Genomic DNA, 20,108 nt, shown 5'->3' with positions numbered 1-20,108 from the left:
GTCGAACTATTGTCCGACAAGATAGGTCAGGGATCGAGCTCGGGATAGTGGCGGAAGATGCCCATCTGGTTGAACGGGATGCGCCGCGGCGAGGCCAGATAGGTCTCGATCCGCGGCAGCGAAGCCACGAGATCGTGCAGCGCCACGAGACGCGGATGCTTCGGCTCGATCTTTGCCATCGCCTTCGGGAAGGCGTAGCGCAGCCCGGCGATGATCTGGAACATCGACAGGTCGGCGGTGGTGACGCCGTCCCCGACCAGATGCGCGTCGCCGGCCGGGTTGCGCGCCAGCACCCGCTCGAAGTAGCCGAGATATTTCGGCACGCGATGGGCCAGGAAGTCCTCGGTGCGGCGCTTCGCCTCCGGCTTCTGGTCCTCGTAGTACAGGCCGCTGCCGATCGGGTGATGGGTATCGTGCACCTCGACCACCAGGTCGGCGACGGTGAGCTGCAGCTGGTGGGTCCAAAGCCGCCCCGCCTCGTCCGCCGGCGCCAGCCCGTGCCGGTCGCCGAGGAACAGCAGGATGGCGGCGGTCTGGCCGATCAGCAGGTCGCCGGCCCTGAGATAGGGCGGCGCGAAGGGCGGCTCGGCCACCGATTTGTCCTGCAGGAAATGCATCAGCCCGGGCAGGTCGTCATCCTCGCCGCGAGCGACGTCGACATAGTCGGCGCCGGCCTGCTCCAGCGCCAGCCGTACGAATTCGCCGCGCCCCTGGATCTCGGGCCAGTAGTAGAGCTCATAGGTCACTCGCAATATCCTTTCGCATGATTCCACTCTCGTGAACGATTCACGTTGGATTCACGCTGCCTGGTTATGATGTCCATACTGTCCCACGGACGGTACGCCCATCGAGCCTGGTGAGGGCCCGATTTTCAAGTAGAGTGATTTGAGGGGATCGACAGTCGAATAGTCAAACGGGCATTGCGTTCGCCCGCAATCAGAACTCGATGGGCGTCTTTACAGCGACCCAGCGGAAGACAGACAGGGACGACAGCACGATGAGGGGGCGCCTGGCGCCCCCTTGTGGTTTGGCCGTCAGGATGTTGGTGCGTCAGGATGTCGGGCCCATGCCGATGGCCAGCGGCGCCTCGGCCGGCTCGTCGCGCGACCGCAGCCATTTCGCCAGGGCGCTGTACACCCCGCCGCACACGATCAGGGCGGCCCCGACCAGGCTGAGGGCCGGGATCTCCTCGTGGAAGACGAGGACGCTGAAGGCCGCCGCCCAGGCGAAGATCGAATAGTCGATCACCGCGACGTCGGAGACGCCGCTGAGCCGCAGCCCGCCGATATAGAGCAGGTTGGCCAGGCCGCCGGCCAGCCCGACACCGAGGAAGGGCAGCCAGTCGTCAGCCGTCGGCCAGACCCAGCCCGAATGCAGCACCCATGCGGCGGACGCCACTACCATGACGGTGTTGCCCCAGATCGCGGTGACGATCGGCGGATCCGCCTGCCCCGCCCGGCGCGTCGCCACCACGCCGAGCGCGTAGAACAGCGCCGACAGCACCGCGATCGCGGCACAGACATTCAGCCCGTCGGTCGGCCGCACGATCAGCAGCCCGCCGGCGAGAGCGACGGCGATCGCGACATAGGTTTCGCGGCCCGCGGGCTCGCGCAACACGGTGATGCCGAACAGCGCCATGAACACCGGCGCGGCCAGCGAGATTGCGGTCGCGTCGGCCAGCGACAGGCCGGACAGGCTGAGGAAGAAGGTGGCGCCTGCCGCCAGCACCAGGCCGCCGCGCATCAGCTGCAGCAGCGGCTTGGTCGAGCGCACCGCCTGCATCCCCCGGACCTCACCCATGCGGTACTGGACCAGGATCGGCAGATATCCGAACAGGGCGCGGATCAGGATGATCTCGGCGACCGGGTAGCTGCCGCTCAGATATTTGGCGAAGGCATCCATCGTCGCGAAGGCGCCGACGCCCAGGGCATAGAGCGCGAGTCCCTGCATCTGACGGGGAGAGGTGCGCACTTCGAAAGGACCTTCTCAAATATGATTGCTGCCGAGGCCGGCATGAATGGCGTCATCAAAGCAGACAATCATGGCCGCATTCGCGCCGGGCGGCGATGGATTCGCGCCGAATTGCGGTCTTCCCGTGGCGGGACGGCTAGAACAGGCTGAGCTGCCGCTCGGCTGGACGCCTGGGTGCCGGGTCCGGGCGGCGATGGGCCAAGAGTTCGGCCTCGATCTCGCCGAGGAAGGGCGATGCCTCCAGCCGCACCATGCCGCCGCGCCAGCGCCGCTCGCGCGCTCGGCACAGGAGCAGCCGGTCCATCGCCCGGGTCATGCCGACATAGAACAGCCGCCGCTCCTCCGCCGTCGCCGCCGGGTCGGCCTCGCCGAAGCGCAGCGGCAGCACGCCGTCCTCCAGGCCGAGGATGAACACCACCGGGAACTCCAGCCCCTTGGCGGCATGCAGGGTCAGCAGCGAGACCCGGTCGGCGCGCGGGTCCCAGAAATCGGCCTCGGTCGCCAACGCCACGGCGGCAAGGAAGGCGGTGCGATCGTCGGTGCCCTGCCGCGAGGCGATCAGCGACAGGCGCTGCAGCGCCGCCGTGGTCGAGGCCGGATCGGCGCCGTCACGGCGCAGCCGTTCGGACGCCTGTTGCAGCTGCTGCGGCCCCTCCTCCGGCTCCAGCGCCGCCAGCAGCGCGCGGACCGCCGGATCCTCCGACAGCGGCACCAGCGAGCTCTTCTTGAACGGCATGCTGCCGCGGCCCAAAGCCTCCGCGACGGCCTCGGCCTGGGCGTCGGTGCGGTACAGCACGGCGATGTCGGAGAAGGACAGCTGGTCGTCCGCGCGGCCGTCCGACCGGCCGCTGTCGATCGAGAAGAAGCTGTGGCCGCCCAGCAGCGCCTCGATCTCCGCCACCACGAACTCGGCCTCGGCCTTGTCGCTGGCGGCCGCGTGGACCGAGATGCGGTCCTGCATCGCCCGCACGATCTCGGCCGCCGGCTCCGTGCGGCCGTCGGCCCCGATGAAGCGCGAGGCGGCGGTGACGATGGTGCCGGTCGAGCGGTAGTTGCGCCGCAGCCGGATCACCGCGGCGCCGGGGTGGTCGCGGTGGAAGCGGTCGAAGCAGGAGGCATCGGCACCGCGGAAGCCGTAGATCGCCTGGTCGGGGTCGCCGATGACGCAGAGATTGCCGCCAGACGGCACCAGCAGCGACAGCAGCCGCACCTGGCTGTCATCGACATCCTGGAACTCGTCGACCGAGACATGGCGGAACTGGTCGCGGGTCAGCGCGACCAGGCCCGGATCCCCCTCCAGCGCCGCGATGGTCTTGCCGACCAGGTCGTCGAAATCGATCCAGTTGCGCTGCGCCAGGGCCTCGTCGTAGCGGGCCAGCGCCTCGGCGAGGTCGAGATCGGCCGGCGCCCCGGTGCGCTTGGCCCGCGAGATCGCGCGCAGCAGCCGTTCGGCCTTGGTGCGCGATACCTCCAGCACCTCCTGCAGCAGGGCGGCGCGCTCCACCTCCCCCGCCACCCGGGCATCGCGGTGCAGCCCGGCGGCCTCGCCATGCTCGCGCAGGAAGGCGAGGCCGAGCGAATGGAAGGTGTGGATCGGCATCCGTGCCGCAGCACCCGGCAGCAGCGCCTCCAGCCGCTCGCGCATCTCCGCCGCCGCGCGCCGGGTGAAGGTGATGGCCAGGCAGGACTCCGGCGCCGCGCCGCCTGCCACCAGATGGGCGATGCGGTGGGTCAGCGTCCGGGTCTTGCCCGAGCCCGGCCCGGCGACGATCAGAAGCGGCCCCACCACCCGCTCCGCCGCCGCCCGCTGGTCGGGGTCGAGCCGGTCGAGGAGGCCGGTCGAGGCGGCAGTTGTGTCGCGGACATTCGGGCTCTTTACCCCCTCCCTTTCATCGTCATTCCCGCGAAAGCGGGAATCTCCCTCTGGTTCGGGGGCGACAAGCCCCCCGCTTTCGCGGGGATGACGGGATGTAGGTTGGGGCGAGGCCTCCGCCCGCCTCTGCGGCAGGTCGAACAACAGCCCGCCGGCGGTGCGGCTCTTGAGTTCCTGCGGTTCGAACAGCCGGATCACGCCGTATTCGCCGTCATAGCCGGCGTCGCGGATCACCTGGCCCCGCCGCAGCCGGGTCACCGCCTCGGCCAGCAACTCGCCCTCGGCCCTGGCAATGTCCTCGACCGGGATCTTGCCGAGGATGCCCAGCTCCGACCCCAGCGTGCCGACCAGCCGGTCGTAGCTGCGCTCCACCGCCTTGCTGGAAGGGCCGGTCGCCAGCAGCTCGGACAGGATCTCCGGCAGCGGCACCAGGCTCACGATCTCGCCGGCCGTCGGCGGCGGCACTGCCTCTTCCTCGCTGCGGTCGGCCAATTTCTCAATCCGGTGCAGCACGCCGACCGTGACCGGCTGGCCGCAGACCGGGCAGCGGCCGTCCCGCGCCAGCGTTTCCTGCGGGCTCAGTCGGACATCGCATTTGCGGTGCCCGTCGGCGTGGTACTTGCCCTCCTCCGGGAAGAACTCGACCGTGCCGACATAGCCTTCCCCGGTCTCCAGCGCCCGGCGGATGGCGTGATAGTCCGGGTCGCAATCGAAGGCGGTGGCTTCGCGCCCCAGCTTGCCCGGCGAATGCGCGTCGGAGTTCGAGGTCAGGCGGTAGCGGTCGAGGAAGGAGATCCGCCAGTTCATCGCCGGGTCCGAGGACAGGCCGGTCTCGACCGCGAAGATGTGGTCTGACAGGTCGCCATAGCATTCGCCGATGGAATCGAAGCCGGATTGCGACCCCAGCGCCGCGAACCAGGGCGTCCAGATATGGGCCGGGACCAGATAGGCGTCCGGCCCCGAGGCCAGCGCGATCTCCAGCAGGTCGCGGGAATCGAGGCCGAGGATCGGCCGCCCGTCCGAGGCGATGTTGCCGATCCGCGCCAGGCTGGCCTGCAGCCGGTCGATCGTGTCGAAATCCGGCCCGTAGATCAGGTGGTGGATCTTCCGGGTGCGGTCGCCCTTCTTGTAGATGGTCGAGATCTCGGTCGACAGCATGAAGCGCACCGGCGTGCGGCACGGCGCCGGCAGCGTCGCCATCACCGCGGCCTCGAGGTCCGGCCGCAGCCGGAACAGGCCGGGCGTGTCCGACACCAGCTTGTCCTTCAGCTCGGCCAGCCAGACCGGGTGGACGCAATCGCCGGTGCCGACCACGCCGATGCCCTTGCGCGCCGCCCAATGCGCCAGGTGCTCCAGGTCGAGGTCCCGGCTGGTCGCCCGCGAATGCTTGGAATGGACGTGCAGATCGGCGTGAAAGCGCATGTCGGCCCCGTGTCCCCGCGCCCGCGGATCGCCGTGCAGACTCGGGCGCCGATCCGGGGATGATAGGACGCGGAGCCGGTGCGGCAAACGCCGAGACGGGGCCTTCGCTACCGGCTGCCGAGAAGCGGCAGCGTCCGCAGCGCCTTCGACAGCCGGATCGCGCTCCATGGCATGTATTCGGCGATCGCCAGCCCGACGATGTCGGCTTCGGCATCCACCGCCCTGAGGATCCGGGCGACCTCCTCGAAGCGCATCCGGCCTTTGGCGACGCCGTCGTATACACCCGGCGCGGCGGCGGGATCCTGGAGCAGCAGGAAGTCGTAGAGCGAGGGATCCAGCACATCGAGGTCGAAATGCACCGCGACCTTCTTCGCGCCCGAGGCGCGCAGCCATGCCAGCACGGGCTCCGCCGAGCCGGCTAGGTCTTCCGGGCTCAGGCGCGCAAGCCCGTGCCTGGCGATGAACTCCGTCTCGAACGGCGTGGTCTCGGTCAGACCGACATAGAGGACCCGGTCCGCCCGTACCGGCTTCGGCACCGCAGCCACGAAGTCCGGGTCGCCCATTCCCATCAGCATGGCCAGGACATGCGCATGGGCGTGGCGGAACTGCTGCGCCCCCATGATGTCGGGATGGGCGTCGACCCACAGCACCGCCAGGTCGTCGCCATAGCGCTCGCTGAGATGGGCGGTCGGCGCGAGATTCACGAGGCAGTCGCCGCCGAGGGTGACGACAGCGTCGGGATCGTGCCGGGCGATGGCCGACCTGGCTGCCGCCAGCACGTTCAGGAGGGCCCGGCGGGAGACGATGCCCTGCTCGACCGGCCGCGCATCGCCATCGGCCTCCGGCACGGCAACGGTCTCTTCCGGCCCGGTCGGTTCCGGGGCGATCGCGGCCAGGACACGGGCGCCGATTCTGTAGTCGGGATGGTTGCCGCCCTGCCATTGCGGCAGGTTCAGGCGCAGAACCTTTGTCGGATCGATCGTCACGGTCTCATCCTTTCCGTCAGGAGCAGGACAGATCTGGTGATTGAAACCGGAAGCAAAACAGCTGAGATATGACAGCGCTGTCCATGCACATGGACAATCTGCCTGCCCTTGGAGGGACCGGTGAACCAGTTGCTGGCGATGCGGGCCTTCGTGCGGGTCGTCGACTCAGGGTCGTTCCGGGGCGCCGCCAACCAGCTCCGGGCGCCGCGCTCGACCGTCAGCAAGCTGGTGACCGATCTCGAAAAGCATCTCGGCACCAGGCTGATGCACCGGACCACGCGCAGCATCGTGGTGACCCCGGAGGGCGAGGACTATTACCGATCCGCGGCCCGCCTGGTGGCGGAGGTCGACGAGGCCGATGCTGCCGCGCGCGGCCGGAAGCTGACGCCACGCGGACATCTCCGCGTCGAATCCGCCACGACCTTCGCGCAGACCATGCTGATCCCGCAGTTGCCGGATTTCCATCGGCAGTATCCGCATGTCTCCATCGCCCTGGGCGTCAGCAATCGGACGGCGAACATCGTCGGGGAAGGCGTCGACTGCGCCATCCGGGCCGGGGAGATCGGCGACGAATCCCTGGTCGCACGGCACCTGTTCGACGCCGGGATGATCACCTGCGCGTCGCCGGCCTATCTGGAGCGGATGGGGACGCCGGTGAGTCCGGAAGACCTCGACGGCAGGCACTGCAAGGTCGGCTTCTTCTCCCACGCCGACGGCAGGACGAAACCCATGCTGTTCGAGAAGCCCGGTCACAGACACGCGGTCGGCGACCTGCAGTTCTCGACCAACGAAGACAACGGCCAGATCGCGATGCTGCTGGCCGGGCCGGGCGTGGGGCAATGCCTGAAGCCGTTCGTCCTGCCCCATCTGCAGTCGGGACGGCTGGTCGAGGTTCTCGGCGAATGGAGCCACCCGCCCCTGCCGTTCCATGTCGTCTACCCGCCCGGCCGGCATCAGAGCGCCAGGCTGACGGTCTTCGTTCAGTGGCTGGTGGAGTGCTTCGGCAGGACGGCCGGTCGATAGGACAACGGGCTACTCCGCCGAGACCGGCAAGAAGCGGGCGAAGGATTCCTCCACCGTCCGCCGCAGGATGTCGCGATAGCGGGCGTGGCAGGCATGGTCGGCGGCGATGCGGCCGAACTCCGGCGCGCCCGCCGCCGCCATCGGCACCAGCACGATCGGCGACGCGACGGGGGTGAGCTGCGACCCGGGTCCGGCCTGCAGCGTGGTCAGGATGCCGTGCATCTCGCCGGTGATCGTCGGCCGGCCCAGCACCGCCATCCGGTACTGCCCGTGGGTGTTGGTCACCAGGTAGATATGTCCGGATTGGTGCGGCACCGAGACGGTGCCGTGCTGGGTGAAGGCGGCGTCCACCCGCTCCGCCTCATGGAAGGCCAGGTGCGACCCGGCCTCGTCCCAGCGGATCTCGGTGCGGTAGGCGTAGATCGCGCGGCGGTCGCCGAAGGACGGCCGCAGCGTCAGATACGCCCCCTCGATCCAGGACACGGCCGGCCGGGAATAGGAGCCGAGCCCCTCCGGCGCCACTCCGACCGGCCCGGCCAGCGTTACAGGCGCAGCGGCGGCGGCCGGCTTCGGCTCCGGATGACGCAGCTTGACGCCCAGCGCCTCCTCCAGCCGGATCAGCGTCGCCAGGGTGAAGGGCCGGCGCCCGGACAGCGCCTTCTCCAGCGTCGACAGGCTGATCTTCGCCTGGTCGGCCAGGAACTGGCGGGAGATGCGGCGGCGGGCCAGCTCCTCCCGCACCAGCCCGGCAACGGCGTGGCTCTGCTCCTCCGACAGCTCGTGGTCGGCTGGGTGCGTCGTCAACCCGACCAAGGCGCCCTCCTCCGCACAGATCCGCACCGATCCGCACAGGGCGGTGCGCAGCAAGACCTATCCCGGCCACCGCCTGCGGAACAAGCCGGATCATCACCGTGGCCGGACAGATCCCCTCGGACCGACAAAAAACCAGGCCGGACGGACGCCGGCCGAGGTCCACGGAGGGTTCGATGACATCCATGACGAAGGACGCGCCGGCGGGGCTGTGGCCGGCGCTCCAGTCCCGGTTCGGGCATGCGGCGCCGCTGCTGCTGCTGTCCCTGTTGCTGGCCGTGCTGACCCTGGCGGTCGGCGGGCGGGCCGCCCGGGCCGAGCTCGGGCCGGTGCTGGTGACGCCGGGCGAGATGCAGTCCGGCGCCCTCTTGTTCCGCGCCAATGAGAAGGGCCGTTATGTCGAGGCGCCGCGCCTCGGCACCGATGTCGACCTGACGGTCAGCGGCCCGACGGCGCGGGCCCATGTCACCCAGGTGTTCCAGAACCCGACCGACCAGTGGGTCGAGGCCGTTTATGTCTATCCGCTGCCGGAGGACGGCGCGGTCGACACGCTGAAGATGGTGGTCGGCGACCGCGTCATCACCGGCGACATCGCCGCCCGCGAGGAAGCGCGCCGCACCTATGAGGCGGCGAAGCAGGCCGGCCAGACCGCAGGCCTGGTCGAGGAGGAGCGGCCGAACCTGTTCACCACCTCGGTCGCCAATGTCGGCCCCGGCGAGACCGTGCTGATCCGGATCGAGTACCAGGAGACTGTGCACCAGTCGGGCGACCGGTTCTCGCTGCGCGTGCCGCTGGTGGTGGCGCCGCGCTACACCCCGGCGGCGGTGACGCAGTCGGTCGACTTCAGGCCCGGCCAGGGCGGCTGGGGGCAGGCGAGCACCGATCCGGTGCCGGACCGCGACCGCATCACCCCGCCGGTGCAGGACCCGCGCCGCGCTGCGCCGACCAACCCGGTGACGCTGAAGGTGCGGCTGCAGGCCGGCTTCCCGCTGGGCGAGGTGGTCAGCGCCAACCATGCCGTCGACATCGAGACGCAAGGCCCGGACAGCCGCGTCGTCACCATGAAAGGCCCGGTTCCGGCCAATCGCGACTTCGAGCTGAGCTGGACCCCGGCCGCCGGCGCCGTGCCCTCGGTCGGGCTGTTCCGCGAGAAGGTCGCCGGCGAGGACTATCTCCTGGCCTTCGTCACCCCGCCGGCGTTGGCGCAGACCGAGGACAAGCGGCCGCGCGACGTCGTCTTCGTGATCGACAATTCCGGCTCGATGGGCGGCGCCTCGATGGACCAGGCCAAGGCCAGCCTGCTCTACGCCCTCGGCCGCCTGGCCCCCGCCGACCGCTTCAACGTGGTGCGCTTCGACGACACGCTCGACGTGCTGTTCCCGGACGTGGTGCCGGCCGACGCCGAGCATGTCGGCCGTGCCAGGAGCTTCGTCTCCGCGCTGGAGGCCACGGGCGGCACCGAGATGGTGCCGGCGATGCGGGCCGCCCTTACGGAGCACAACGGGGCTGACGGCGCGCCGCGCCTGCGCCAGGTGGTGTTCCTGACCGACGGCGCCATCGGCAACGAGCAGCAGCTGTTCGACACCATCGCCGGCATGCGCGGCCGGTCCCGGGTGTTCATGGTCGGCATCGGCTCCGCCCCCAACACCTTCCTGATGAGCCGTGCCGCCGAGCTGGGCCGCGGCACCTTCACCCAGATCGGTGCGCCCGACCAGGTGCAGGAGCGGATGCGCAGCCTGTTCGAGAAGCTGGAAAGCCCGGTCGTCACCAACCTGTCGGCCAGCTTCTCGGCCGGCGCCGCCGATGCGACGCCGGAGACGCTGCCCGACCTGTATCGTGGCGAGCCGGTGGTGCTGGCGGCGAAGCTGGCCGCGCTGTCCGGCACCATCGAGGTCAAGGGCATGATCGGCGACCGGCCCTGGATCGTCACCCTGCCGGTGGCCCAGGCGGCGAAGGGCGAAGGCCTGTCGAAGCTGTGGGCGCGGCGCCGGATCGCCGATGCCGAGGTGGCGCAGACCCTGGGCCAGATCGGCCCGGAGCAGGCCGACCAGCGGATTCTCGCCCTGGCGCTGCAGCACCATCTGGTGACCCGGCTGACCAGCCTGGTCGCGGTCGACCGGACGCCGCGCCGGCCGGACGGGGCGGCGCTGAGCCGCAACGACATTCCGCTGAACCTCCCCGCCGGCTGGGATTTCGACAAGGTCTTCGGCAAGCCCAAGGCCGAGCCGCGGCCGGAGTTCCGTGAGGCCGCCCTGTTGCTGCCAGCCGCCGCCCGCGCCGACACTCCGGCCGCCGCGAACAAGCCGGCGCCGGTCGAGGAGGTGGTGCTGCCGCAGACCGCGACCGATGCCGAGCTGCGGATCATCGCCGGCATCGCGCTGCTGCTGGCCGGCCTGGCGGTCCTCGCCTTCGGCCGCCGGACGATGGGAGGCCGGGCATGAGCGAGACCCTGTCACTGTCCCACCCGCTGGCCTGGCAACGCCCGCCCGGCAGGCAGCGCCTGCCGCGGCAGCGCCGGCCGAAGTCCCGGCTCGTCGCCCTCCTCCTCGTCCTGGCCGGCCTCGTGTTGGCCGGCCAGGGCGTCTGGATCCACGCCAAGGCGCAGCTGGCCCAGGTGCTGCTGGACCGGGCCTTCGCCGAGACCCTGGCGACCGGCCGGGCGGTGAAGCCCTGGCCCTGGGCCGACACCTGGCCGGTGGCGCGGATCGACCTGCCGCGGCTGGGCGAAAGCGCCATCGCCCTGGCCGGCGCCAGCGGCCAGGCCCTGGCCTTCGGCCCCGGCCACGTCCAGGACACGCCGGAGGCCGGAGACCCCGGCACCGCGGTCTATGCCGCCCATCGCGACACCCATTTCCGCATCCTGCGCGACGTCAAGCCGGGCGACGAGATCGACGTCACCCGCCGCGACGGACGCCGCGTCAGCTTCCGGGTGACCAGCACGCGGGTGGCAACCTGGGACGTCTCCGGCATCGACCCGCGGGCGCCCGGCCGCAACCTGGTGCTGGCCACCTGCTGGCCCTTCGACGCCACCGCCCGCGGCCCCTACCGCTATTTGGTGGAGGCGGAGGAGATCCGGCAGCGGGGCCAGGCAGGCCCGGTCGTCGCGGACGCCTCTACAGCCCCGTGACGGCGAGGGCGTTGCCGAGGGCGGCGAAGGCGGCGGTGTTGTCGAAGATGCACCAGGCCGGAACGCCCGCCGCCCGATGCTTCTGCAGCCGTCGTCGCATCCCGGCCAGCACGGCCTCGTCATAGTCGGAATAGTAGATCTTCGGCGACCCGTGCAGCCGGTAATAGACCAACCCGCCCCAGCCGCCCGGCGCCCCTGCCCCGGTCGCACGGGCCGGATCGGCAGCGACGCGAGCGATCTGCAGCGCCGCCAGCAACTCCTCCGCCTCCGGCCCGAACCAGCTGGCATGGCGCGGCTCGCAGGCGGCCGGCGCATCGATCCGGCGGCGCAGTTCGGCAAAGAACCCTTCCACCGCCTCCGCCTCGAAGGGCAGGCTCGGCGGGAGCTGCACCAGCAGCACACCGAGCTGCGGCCCCAGCCCCGTCGCCTCCCCGATGAAACGGTCCAGCAGGTCGCCGCAATCCTTCAGACGCTGCTCATGGGTCATGGTCCGCGGCAGCTTGACAGCGAAGCGGAAATCCGCCGGCACGCTGGCGGCCCAGTGCTCATAGGTGGCCCGGCGATGCGGGCGATAGAACGAGGTGTTGATCTCGGCCGCGTTCAGCCGCCGGGCATAGCGCTCGAGATGCGAGCCTTCGGCCGGGAACCGCTCGGCGTAGCGCGAAGGCATGCTCCAGCCGGCGGTGCCGATATAGGTCGGAGTATCGGTCATCCTGCAGTCAACACCCCGGCGGGGATTTCCGTCGGCGTGGTGTAAGGTGCCGCCAGCGCGAGGAGGCGACGGTTTGGCGACAGAGGCGGAGACCACGACGGATCGGCGCGCCGCGCCCGCCCGGCGCCGCACCATCCCGTTGTCCGGCACGCTGGCCGTGGTGATGGCCGGGCTGGTGGCGCTGACCACGATCGACGTGCTGGCCGTGTTCTGGTTCATGACCGCCGGCACCACCCGCGACCTGCTGGCCCGGACGGCGCAGCTGGGGCTCGATTCGGTCCAGGCCCGGATCGGCGACCGCTTCACCCCGGTCGAGGACCAGCTGGCCTTCCTGTCGCGGCAGATCGCCTCCGGAGAGATCAATCCGAACGATGGCGCGGCGCTGGACCGGCTGTTGACCGGCGCCCTGGCCGGCACGCCGCAGGTCCGCGTCCTGTCCCTGACCGCGCCCGACGGCACGATCCGCGGCGTCACCCAGGGCCCGCATGGCGTCTTTGCCTTCACCGACAAGATCCACACCGACCAGGAGCGGCGCGAGATCGAGCAGGCACGCGGCCGCGACGACTCCGTCTGGGGCCCGGTCTACTTCGTGCCGGCGGAATCGATGCGCACCTCGGTCGCCAATCTCAGCCGGCCGGTCCAGGCCGGGAGCCGCTTCGCCGGGGTGCTGCGGGCCACGATCACGATCGACGCCCTGTCCGACCACCTGCAGACGATCGCGGCGAGCAACCCCGGCACCACGCCCTTCATCCTGTACGGCCGCGACCGGGTGCTGGCCCATCCGGCCATGGCGGCGCAGCGGCCGGCACTGTCGCCCGAACACCCTCTGCCCCGGCTGGATGAGATCGGCGACCCGTTCCTGGCCTCGCTGTGGGCCGAGGGAGAGGCCGAGACGGTCGGCGAGACCGGGCTGGAGGCCCGAATCGTGCGGCTCGGCGATGATGGCCGCGTCGTCCTGACCCGGACCATCCCAAACTTCGACCCGGTGCCGCTGATCGTCGGCGTCGAGGTGCCGGTGGCGGTGCTGGACAAGCCGGACGACGACCTGCTGCGCGCCGCCCTGGCGGGCCTCGCCGTGCTGGCGATCGCCATCCTGGTCGCGATCGCGGTCAGCCGCGCCATCGCCCGCCCGGTCGGCGCCATGGCGCGGGAGGTGCGCGCCGTCGGCTCGCTCGACTTCGCCGCCCTGCGCCCGCTGCCCGGCAGCCTGTTCTCCGAGCTGAACGAGCAGGCCCGCGCCTACAACACCATGCTGACCGGGCTGCGCTGGCTCGAGACCTATGTGCCGAAATCGCTGGTCCGGCGCCTGCTGCGCAGCGGCGGAGCCGTGCCGTCGGCGGAGCGGCTGGTGACGGTGATGTTCACCGACATCGTCGACTTCACCGCCGCGGCCGAGCGGATGCCGGCGGCCGAGGTCGCCGCCATGCTGAACGCCCATTTCGACCTGCTGGGCCGCTGCGTCGAGGCCGAGGGCGGCACCATCGACAAGTTCATCGGCGACTGCGTCATGGCCTTCTGGGGCGCGCCGGACGACCAGCCGGACCATGCCGACCGAGCCTTGCGCGCCGCCCGCGCCATCGCCGCGGCGATCACGGCGGACAACGCCGCCCGGCGCGGCCGCGGCCTGGCGCCGCTGCGCCTGCGCATCGGCATCCACAGCGGCCGGGTGGTGGCCGGCAACATCGGCATGAGCGGCCGGTCGGGCTATACCATCGTCGGCGACGCGGTGAATCTCGGCAACCGGCTGGAGCAGCTGGGCAAGGCGGTGGCGCCGACGGACGAGATTGTGGTGCTGGCCAGCGGCGAGACCGTGGCGCTGGCGGCCGATCGGTCCGGCCTGCGCAGCCTCGGCGTCCAGGCCGTGCCGGGCCGGCGGACCGAGATCGAGATCTTCCGGCTGGAGGATCCGTCTCCGGCCGGCCAGCCCTGAGGCCCGCCATGCTCGACCATGTCTCGATCACCGTCTCCGACCTCGCCGCGGCGGAGCGCTTCTACGATGCGGTGCTGGCGGCGCTCGGCGTCACCAAGGTCGGCTCCAGCCGGGGCTGGATCGGCTATGGCGCGCGCTGCGACGCGGCGCATCCGGAGCGCAGCTACCTGTCGATCCTGCCCGGTGACCGGCCGGAGGACGCGCCGCGCCGCCACTGGTGCTTCAAGGCGCCGGACCGCGCGGCGGTGGACGCGTTCTGGCGCGCCGGCCTGGCCCAGGGTGGCCGCGACGGCGGCGCCCCGGGCCTGCGGCTGGAATACCACCCGAGCTACTACGCCGCCTTCCTGCTCGACCCCGACGGCAACCGCATCGAGGCGGTGTGCCATCGAAATGAGGCCGTCGCCTGACTACAGGCTCCTGCAGTTCGCTGCCAATTGATCCAGGGTGATGGTCAAGCCATACCCACCGTAAAGGTCGTCAGTATACTCATCTTCACTCACCAATTCCCGTTGCCAGCTTTCGTATTCGAGCGGGTTGGCGATGATGGCTGTCGCACCTTCCGGAAGATCCGCCATCACTTCGAACTCCAAGGAATGCGGAAAATCCCTTAGTTCTCCACCGGAGTAGGGAGCGAACCACTGGGTGGTGACAATGCCCTTGAAGGCTGTGTGAACCACGTAGCGATCACCTTTTCTTGGCAGCCGCTCATTCGAAGTCATGGATGTGTGCTCCCCTGCGCCTCGCAGGATAGCACACTGGGAGCCAGATCCCGCGGAGATCGATGCTCTCCGGCGCCCCGACCCTACAGCCCCACCGCCCCTGGCGGCGCGAGGGACAGGCGGCGGGCGGCGGCGATCAGGGTGTCGAGCAGCGCCTGCCGCCGTGCCTCCGGCGTGTCCAGCGGGGTGACCAGGCACAAGGTCGCCACCGCCCGCGCGTCATGGTCCACCACCGGCGCCGCCAGGCAGCAGGTGAAGCGGTCGACCAGCTCCTCGGTCACGGCATAGCCGCGCGCCCGCGCGGCCTCGGTCTCGGCGACGAAGGCAGCGAGCTCGATCCGCTCGCCCGAGGGCAGCGTGAAATCCTCCGCCGGAATGAAGCCGGCGATGCCGGCGGCGTCCAGATGGGCCACCAGCAGGCGGCCGGAGGCGGTCCAGGGGATCGGCAGCCGGATCCCGACCTCGGAGGTGATGCGGAAGGTGCGCCGCCCGGGCTCGTTCAGCATCACCACGTATTTGTCGCCGTCGAGCATGCAGAACTGTGTCGTCTCGCCGGTCTCTGTGGCCAACCCCAGCACCTCGCGCCGGGCCCGGCTCAACAGGTCGACGCCGGCGACATAGGTCTGGGCGTAGTAATGCACGGCACGGCCGAAGAACACCGCCCCGCCCTCGCCCGCCGGCTCCAGGATCCCGGCCGCGGTCAGCCGGCCGACGATCTCGTACAGGGTCGAGCGCGGAGCGCCGATCGCCTTGGCCAGCTCGCCCATCCGCACCGGCCCGCGCCGCGCCTGCAGATGCTCCAGGATCGCCACCGCCCGATCGATGCCCCGCTCCCGGCTGGTCGCCCCGGCCATTGGCTCTCCTCCGTTGGGTCGATTGCATTTGTCCCAAGCCGAGCCTATCGTATCGCTTGTCCGACATACAAGACCATTGTCCGATATACTGGACAGAAAACATGGAGGCTGAGATGCGCATCGTGACCCGGACGCTGCTTTCGGTCAGCGCCGCCGCCCTGCTGCTGGGCACCGCCGGCGGCGCCTTTGCGGCCGACAAGCTCCAGGAGGTGCTGAGCCGCGGCAAGCTGATCGTCGGCACCGGCAGCACCAACCCGCCCTGGCATTTCAAGACCGAGCAGGGCGACCTCGCCGGCTTCGACATCGACATGGCCAAGATCATCGCCAAGGGCCTGTTCAACGACCCGAGCAAGGTCGAGTTCGTGGTCCAGTCCTCCGACGCCCGCATCCCGAACCTGACCACCGACAAGGTCGACATCACCTGCCAGTTCATCACCGTCACTGCGGCCCGGGCGCAGCAGGTGAACTTCACCATCCCCTATTACCGGGAAGGCGTCGGCCTGCTGCTGATGAAGGACGGCAAGTACAAGAGCTATGACGAGTTGAAGGCGGCCGGCAGCGGCGTCACCGTCTCGGTGCTGCAGAACGTCTATGCCGAGGACATGGTGCATGCGGCGCTGCCGCAGGCGGCGGTCGACCAGTATGAGAGCACCGACCTGATGTATGAGGCGCTCAACTCCGGCCGTGCCGACGCCGCCGCCACCGACGTGTCGTCGCTGCGCTGGTTCATGAAGCAGAACCCGGACCGATATCTCGACGCCGGCTACGGCTGGCAACCGCAGACCTATTCCTGCGCCGTGAAGAAGGGCGACCAGGACTGGCTGAACTTCGTCAACACCGCGCTGCACGAGGCGATGACCGGGGTCGAATACGAGACCTACGCTGCCTCCTTCGAGCAATGGTTCGGCCAGCGCCCGCCGGCGCCCGCCATCGGCTTCCCCACGGAAATGCGCTGACGCTCTGGCGACAAAGGCCGGTGCCAGCCCCCTCACCCTCCCGGCCCCGACGGGCCGGGCCCCTCCCTCTCCCCGAGGAGAGGGAAAAAAGAGTGGCTGCCCTACACCTCTCCCTGGGGAGAGGTCGAAATCGCGACGCGATTTCGGGTGAGGGGGTGGCACCGGCCCCTCCGCCACGGCACCAACGGAGACGCGGGTGAACTATCAGTTCAATTTCGGCGTGGTCTGGGACAGCCGCGACCTGCTGCTGAGCGGCCTGGCGCTCGGGCTCGGCCTGGCGGTGGTGTCGATCCTGATCGGCTGCGTCATCGGCCTGGTCGGCGCCTTCGCCGCCACCTCGCGCAGCCGGGTCGCCCGCGGCCTCGCCTCCGGCTACGTCACCTTCTTCCGCAACCTGCCGATCCTCGTGATCCTGCTGTTCGTGTTCTTCGCTCTGCCGCGGGCGGGGATCCGGCTGGACAAGATCGACAGCTTCGTCGCCTCGCTGTCGGTCTATGCCGGGGCCTATCTGGTCGAGGTATTCCGCGCCGGCATCCAGTCGGTGCCGAAGGGCGTGATCGAGGCCGGCACCGCGCTCGGCCTCAAGCCGATGCAGATCCGCCGGCTGCTGGTGGCGCCCTTGATGCTGCGCAACATCCTGCCGGCGCTGGGCAGCAACTTCATCTCGCTGTTCAAGGACACCTCGCTGGCCGCCGCCATCGCGGTGCCGGAGCTGACCTTCTACGCGCGCAAGATCAACACCGAGAGCTTCCGCGTGATCGAGACCTGGCTGGTGACCGCCCTGCTCTATGTCTGCGTCTGCACCCTGATCGCCTTCCTGCTGCGCCGGCTCGAGGCGCGGTTGCGGCTGCCCGGAGGAGCCCGGTGATGGGGGCCTTCCTGCAGCAGATCTGGGTGGCGCGCTGGGCCCTGCTCGACGGGGCCTGGCTGACGGTGCAGATCTCGGTGCTGTCGATCGCCGCCGGCACCGTCTTCGGCGTGCTGGTCGGCCTGGCCCTGACCTATGGCGGCCGCGCCCTGCGCTGGCCGGCGCGGCTGTTCGTCGACTTCATCCGCGGCACGCCGGTGCTGGTCCTGGTGCTGGCCGCCTTCTACATCCTCTCCGTCATCGGCATCCAGCTGACCGCGGTGCAAGCCGGCATCTTCGCGCTGGCCGTGTTCTGCAGTTCGCATGTCGGCGAGATCGTGCGCGGCGCGCTGCAGGCGATCCCGCCCGGCCAGACCGAGGCGGCGAAATCTCTCGGTCTCAGCTTCCGCCAGACCGTCGTCCTGGTCCTGCTGCCCCAGGCGCTGCGCCAGATCCTGCCCAGCTGGGTCAACACCGGCACCGAGATGGTCAAAGCCTCGACCCTGCTGTCGGTGATCGGGGTGACCGAGCTGCTGCTGGCGACCAAGGAGGTGATCAGCCGCAACTATATGAGCCTGCAATTCTACCTGCTGGCCGCGGCAATCTACTTCGTCGTCAACTTCGCCATCGAGCGCCTCGGCAAGACCCTCGCCCGCCGCACCGCGCTGCGGTGAGCCCGGGGGCCGGGCACGATCGCCCCAAGACCTTCGGCATTCCTCCGGCAATTGCTTCAAATAAATATTACTGATTTATGCTGGCGCATGTCTGAAATCCGATCCGGACCATTTTCTTTAATTTCGTTGCGTCAGAAAATCAGACTCCAATCGCCAGAATCCACTCCCAATCCTCAGAGGATCGAGTCTATATAGACTTCGAATCGGTTGCGAAATCAGACAGAAGCCGGCGAAACCTTTGAAGACGCTCCGGCTCGACGAACTTTCGCGGCCGTTTGCGGCCTTTGCCTTCGGCAGGGCCGCGCCCCGGTCGGGCGAGCGGCGGCCTTCGGGCCCCTGCCCCGCGACGGGCATCGTCTTCGGACATCGCGTGTGACATGCAAGGGGGACATGGACATGACTGCGACCAACGGTTCCGACATCATCATCGGCACGCCGGGCGACGACATCATCGACGCCGGCAACGGCAACGATGTGGTGAGCGGCGGCGGTGGTGACGACATCATCGACGGCGGCATTGGCTTCGACGTGATCACCGGCGGCGACGGCGATGACATCGTCGACGGTAGCCAAGGCTTCGACGTCATCGATGGCGGCGCCGGCCTCGACTGGCTGCGCGGCGGCAATGGCGGCGACGTGATCACCGGCGGCGCCGACCGCGACCGGATCGCCGGCGGCAACGGCGCCGACACGATCGACGGCGGTGCCGGCAACGACCTGCTGCGCGGTGGCGCCGGCCCCGACATCCTCAGCGGCGGCGACGGCATCGACATCGCCAGCTACGCCGAAAGCGACGCCGCGGTCTCGATCAACTTGGGCACCCATGTGAACCAAGGCGGCAACGCCGGGGGCGACGTCATCGCCGGCGATATCGAGACCATTCACGGCAGCCGCTTCGGCGACACGCTGACCGGCGACAACGGCGGCGACATCCTGCGCGGCCTGGGTGGCGACGACACGCTGGCCGGGGCCGGCGGCGCCGACCGCCTGGTCGGCGGCGACGGCAGCGACCGGATCACGGGCGGCGCTGGCGCCGACACGCTGATCGGCGGCAGCGGCGCCGACCGCTTCGTCTATGCCGCGGCCGGCGACACCGGCACCGGCCTCGACACCCGCGACGTCATCGCCGATTTCTCCTCGGCCGACGGCGACAGGATCGACCTCGCCGGCATCGACGCCGACGGCAACGCCGGCAACGGCGACACCGCCTTCAGCTTCATCGGCGGCGCCGCCTTCTCCGGCCAGGCCGGCGAGCTGCGCTTCGACGCCGCCGGCGGGCTCACCGTGATCGGCGCCGACATCGACGGCGACGGCCAGGCCGACCTGTCGATCGCGCTGCTCGGCGGCGTGACCCCGGTCGCCGGCGACTTCGTGCTGTAGCACCGGCGGCAGGGCGGGACGGAACAAACCGCGACACCGCGGGTTGCCTGCCTCGTCCCGTCCTGCCCCGAGAGCCCGATGACCCGCCGCCTCCTGCCGATCGCCCTCGCCGCCGCCCTGCTCGCCGCCGGCTGCTCCAACATGAACCGCGAGGCCCGCGACACGCTCGGCGGCGCCGGCATCGGCGCGGCCGGCGGGGTCGCCCTGACCGCCCTCACCGGCGGCAGCCTGCTGGCCGGCGGCGTGATCGGCGCCGCGGCCGGCGGCGTGGCCGGCAACCTGAAGAGCAAGGGCTACTGGTAGTCCGGCCCGGCGGGCGCCGATCCCCGCCGCTCGCCATATCCGGACGCGGCAGATCCTCCCCGGTGCAATCTAGCATTTGATTATGCTCCCGGTTGGCGGAAGAATAGTTCCGTCATTTCAGTCGGGAGGAAATAATGGTTGCATTGTCCATTAAACCCCTGCTGGTGGGGGTGGTGCTGATCGCCGCCGCGGCGGCGATGCCGGCCCGGGCCGGCGATGTCCCGCTGGTCACCGGCGAGCACTGGACCAAGGCCTCGGAGGCCGAGAAGAAGGCCTTCCTGGTCGGCGCCGCCAATGTCATCTCGATCCAGTACGAGCTGCGCAGGAACGACCGCCGCCCCCAGCCGGACATGATCAATGCCCTGGTCACCAACCTGCAGCCGATGTCGCTGACCGACATCTCCAAGGCGGTCGACGATTACTACGCCGCCCATCCGGACCAGAGCTCTCGCGCGGTGATCGAGGTCATCGTCACCGACGTGGCCAAGATCCAGCCCACCCGGCACGTCAAGAAGTGAGGG

19 protein-coding genes are annotated in these 20,108 nt (G+C 69.8%); 11 read left to right on the top strand and 8 right to left on the bottom strand.

The features are described 5' to 3' along the window. Positions 1-26: 26 nt before the first annotated feature. From FFK22_RS06130 to FFK22_RS06115, 4 genes are all read right to left on the bottom strand, one after another. Positions 27-746 (bottom strand): glutathione S-transferase, encoded by a 720-nt coding sequence (locus FFK22_RS06130; RefSeq protein WP_138886891.1) that lies wholly within the window; start codon positions 744-746, stop codon positions 27-29. A gap of 304 nt (positions 747-1,050) precedes the next feature. Continuing rightward, a complete protein-coding gene (locus FFK22_RS06125; protein ID WP_138886890.1) occupies positions 1,051-1,971 on the bottom strand; it encodes a DMT family transporter in 921 nt (306 codons plus the stop codon). A gap of 136 nt (positions 1,972-2,107) precedes the next feature. Then, complete coding sequence (locus tag FFK22_RS06120) at positions 2,108-5,266, bottom strand: UvrD-helicase domain-containing protein (protein ID WP_138886889.1); 3,159 nt, start codon at positions 5,264-5,266, stop codon at positions 2,108-2,110. Between the two features lie 107 nt (positions 5,267-5,373). After that, on the bottom strand, positions 5,374-6,252 hold the full coding sequence (locus tag FFK22_RS06115) for an arginase family protein (protein WP_138886888.1): 879 nt from the start codon (positions 6,250-6,252) through the stop codon (positions 5,374-5,376). Positions 6,253-6,372: 120 nt separating this feature from the next. Here FFK22_RS06115 and FFK22_RS06110 point away from each other — a divergent pair, with 120 nt between their 5' ends. Then, positions 6,373-7,275: a LysR family transcriptional regulator gene (locus FFK22_RS06110; protein WP_221938427.1), complete on the top strand. Its 903-nt coding sequence runs from the start codon at positions 6,373-6,375 to the stop codon at positions 7,273-7,275. A gap of 9 nt (positions 7,276-7,284) precedes the next feature. On the opposite strand, the gene FFK22_RS06105 is transcribed toward FFK22_RS06110, so the two are convergent. Further along, positions 7,285-8,142 (bottom strand): helix-turn-helix transcriptional regulator, encoded by an 858-nt coding sequence (locus FFK22_RS06105; RefSeq protein ID WP_221938426.1) that lies wholly within the window; start codon positions 8,140-8,142, stop codon positions 7,285-7,287. Positions 8,143-8,261: 119 nt separating this feature from the next. Here FFK22_RS06105 and FFK22_RS06100 point away from each other — a divergent pair, with 119 nt between their 5' ends. Continuing rightward, the gene (locus FFK22_RS06100; RefSeq protein WP_138886887.1) at positions 8,262-10,526 is read left to right on the top strand and encodes a marine proteobacterial sortase target protein; all 2,265 of its coding nucleotides are present in this window, start codon (positions 8,262-8,264) and stop codon (positions 10,524-10,526) included. After that, positions 10,523-11,212 carry a class GN sortase gene (locus FFK22_RS06095; protein ID WP_138886886.1) on the top strand — a complete coding sequence of 230 codons (690 nt, stop codon included), beginning with the start codon at positions 10,523-10,525 and terminating at the stop codon, positions 11,210-11,212. The genes FFK22_RS06100 and FFK22_RS06095 overlap by 4 nt, the downstream gene beginning before the upstream one ends. Here the strand turns inward: FFK22_RS06095 and FFK22_RS06090 are convergent. Further along, positions 11,199-11,924, bottom strand: a complete 726-nt coding sequence (locus tag FFK22_RS06090; RefSeq protein WP_138886885.1) for a DUF72 domain-containing protein — start codon at positions 11,922-11,924, stop codon at positions 11,199-11,201. The genes FFK22_RS06095 and FFK22_RS06090 overlap by 14 nt on opposite strands. 73 nt (positions 11,925-11,997) lie before the next feature. On the opposite strand from FFK22_RS06090, the gene FFK22_RS06085 reads away from it, so the two are divergent. Both FFK22_RS06085 and FFK22_RS06080 read left to right on the top strand, forming a co-directional pair. After that, positions 11,998-13,854, top strand: a complete 1,857-nt coding sequence (locus FFK22_RS06085) for an adenylate/guanylate cyclase domain-containing protein (protein ID WP_138886884.1) — start codon at positions 11,998-12,000, stop codon at positions 13,852-13,854. A gap of 8 nt (positions 13,855-13,862) precedes the next feature. Next, positions 13,863-14,261 (top strand): VOC family protein, encoded by a 399-nt coding sequence (locus FFK22_RS06080; RefSeq protein ID WP_138886883.1) that lies wholly within the window; start codon positions 13,863-13,865, stop codon positions 14,259-14,261. Here FFK22_RS06080 and FFK22_RS06075 read toward each other — a convergent pair whose 3' ends face one another. Both FFK22_RS06075 and FFK22_RS06070 read right to left on the bottom strand, forming a co-directional pair. Next, a complete protein-coding gene (locus FFK22_RS06075) occupies positions 14,262-14,573 on the bottom strand; it encodes a hypothetical protein (RefSeq protein WP_138886882.1) in 312 nt (103 codons plus the stop codon). Between the two features lie 83 nt (positions 14,574-14,656). After that, positions 14,657-15,427, bottom strand: a complete 771-nt coding sequence (locus tag FFK22_RS06070; protein ID WP_138886881.1) for an IclR family transcriptional regulator — start codon at positions 15,425-15,427, stop codon at positions 14,657-14,659. 113 nt (positions 15,428-15,540) lie between these two features. Here FFK22_RS06070 and FFK22_RS06065 point away from each other — a divergent pair, with 113 nt between their 5' ends. The 6 genes from FFK22_RS06065 to FFK22_RS06040 all read left to right on the top strand — a co-directional run bounded on the left by FFK22_RS06065 (position 15,541) and on the right by FFK22_RS06040 (position 20,105). After that, positions 15,541-16,383: a transporter substrate-binding domain-containing protein gene (locus FFK22_RS06065; protein WP_138886880.1), complete on the top strand. Its 843-nt coding sequence runs from the start codon at positions 15,541-15,543 to the stop codon at positions 16,381-16,383. A 196-nt stretch (positions 16,384-16,579) separates the two neighbouring features. Then, positions 16,580-17,251, top strand: coding sequence for an amino acid ABC transporter permease (locus FFK22_RS06060; RefSeq protein WP_138886879.1), 672 nt, complete (start codon positions 16,580-16,582; stop codon positions 17,249-17,251). Next, entirely contained in the window at positions 17,251-17,904 is a 654-nt protein-coding gene (locus tag FFK22_RS06055) for an amino acid ABC transporter permease (protein ID WP_221938425.1), read from the top strand. Before FFK22_RS06060 ends, FFK22_RS06055 begins: the two co-directional genes overlap by 1 nt. Positions 17,905-18,300: 396 nt before the next feature. Then, complete coding sequence (locus FFK22_RS06050; protein WP_186002334.1) at positions 18,301-19,284, top strand: calcium-binding protein; 984 nt, start codon at positions 18,301-18,303, stop codon at positions 19,282-19,284. A gap of 78 nt (positions 19,285-19,362) precedes the next feature. Beyond that, entirely contained in the window at positions 19,363-19,587 is a 225-nt protein-coding gene (locus FFK22_RS06045) for a hypothetical protein (RefSeq protein WP_138886876.1), read from the top strand. 143 nt (positions 19,588-19,730) lie between these two features. After that, on the top strand, positions 19,731-20,105 hold the full coding sequence (locus tag FFK22_RS06040) for a hypothetical protein (RefSeq protein WP_138886875.1): 375 nt from the start codon (positions 19,731-19,733) through the stop codon (positions 20,103-20,105). The last annotated feature ends 3 nt before the right edge of the window (positions 20,106-20,108 follow it).

The organism is Mycobacterium sp. KBS0706 (assembly GCF_005938675.2).
In the GTDB taxonomy this organism is placed as follows: Bacteria; Pseudomonadota; Alphaproteobacteria; order DSM-16000; family Inquilinaceae; genus Inquilinus.
Note: the sequence above shows the minus strand (reverse complement) of the source record. Positions and strands in the feature narration are given on the sequence as shown.

What these genes read in the sequence shown, in the direction of transcription:
- FFK22_RS06120 (WP_138886889.1), bottom strand. Translation starts at nt 5,266, where the DNA reads ATGCGCTTTCACGCCGATCTGCACGTCCATTCCAAGCATTCGCGGGCG.
- FFK22_RS06065 (WP_138886880.1), top strand. Translation starts at nt 15,541, where the DNA reads ATGCGCATCGTGACCCGGACGCTGCTTTCGGTCAGCGCCGCCGCCCTG.
- FFK22_RS06080 (WP_138886883.1), top strand. Translation starts at nt 13,863, where the DNA reads ATGCTCGACCATGTCTCGATCACCGTCTCCGACCTCGCCGCGGCGGAG.
- FFK22_RS06045 (WP_138886876.1), top strand. Translation starts at nt 19,363, where the DNA reads ATGACCCGCCGCCTCCTGCCGATCGCCCTCGCCGCCGCCCTGCTCGCC.
- FFK22_RS06055 (WP_221938425.1), top strand. Translation starts at nt 17,251, where the DNA reads ATGGGGGCCTTCCTGCAGCAGATCTGGGTGGCGCGCTGGGCCCTGCTC.
- FFK22_RS06095 (WP_138886886.1), top strand. Translation starts at nt 10,523, where the DNA reads ATGAGCGAGACCCTGTCACTGTCCCACCCGCTGGCCTGGCAACGCCCG.
- FFK22_RS06075 (WP_138886882.1), bottom strand. Translation starts at nt 14,573, where the DNA reads ATGACTTCGAATGAGCGGCTGCCAAGAAAAGGTGATCGCTACGTGGTT.
- FFK22_RS06070 (WP_138886881.1), bottom strand. Translation starts at nt 15,427, where the DNA reads ATGGCCGGGGCGACCAGCCGGGAGCGGGGCATCGATCGGGCGGTGGCG.
- FFK22_RS06090 (WP_138886885.1), bottom strand. Translation starts at nt 11,924, where the DNA reads ATGACCGATACTCCGACCTATATCGGCACCGCCGGCTGGAGCATGCCT.
- FFK22_RS06050 (WP_186002334.1), top strand. Translation starts at nt 18,301, where the DNA reads ATGACTGCGACCAACGGTTCCGACATCATCATCGGCACGCCGGGCGAC.
- FFK22_RS06100 (WP_138886887.1), top strand. Translation starts at nt 8,262, where the DNA reads ATGACATCCATGACGAAGGACGCGCCGGCGGGGCTGTGGCCGGCGCTC.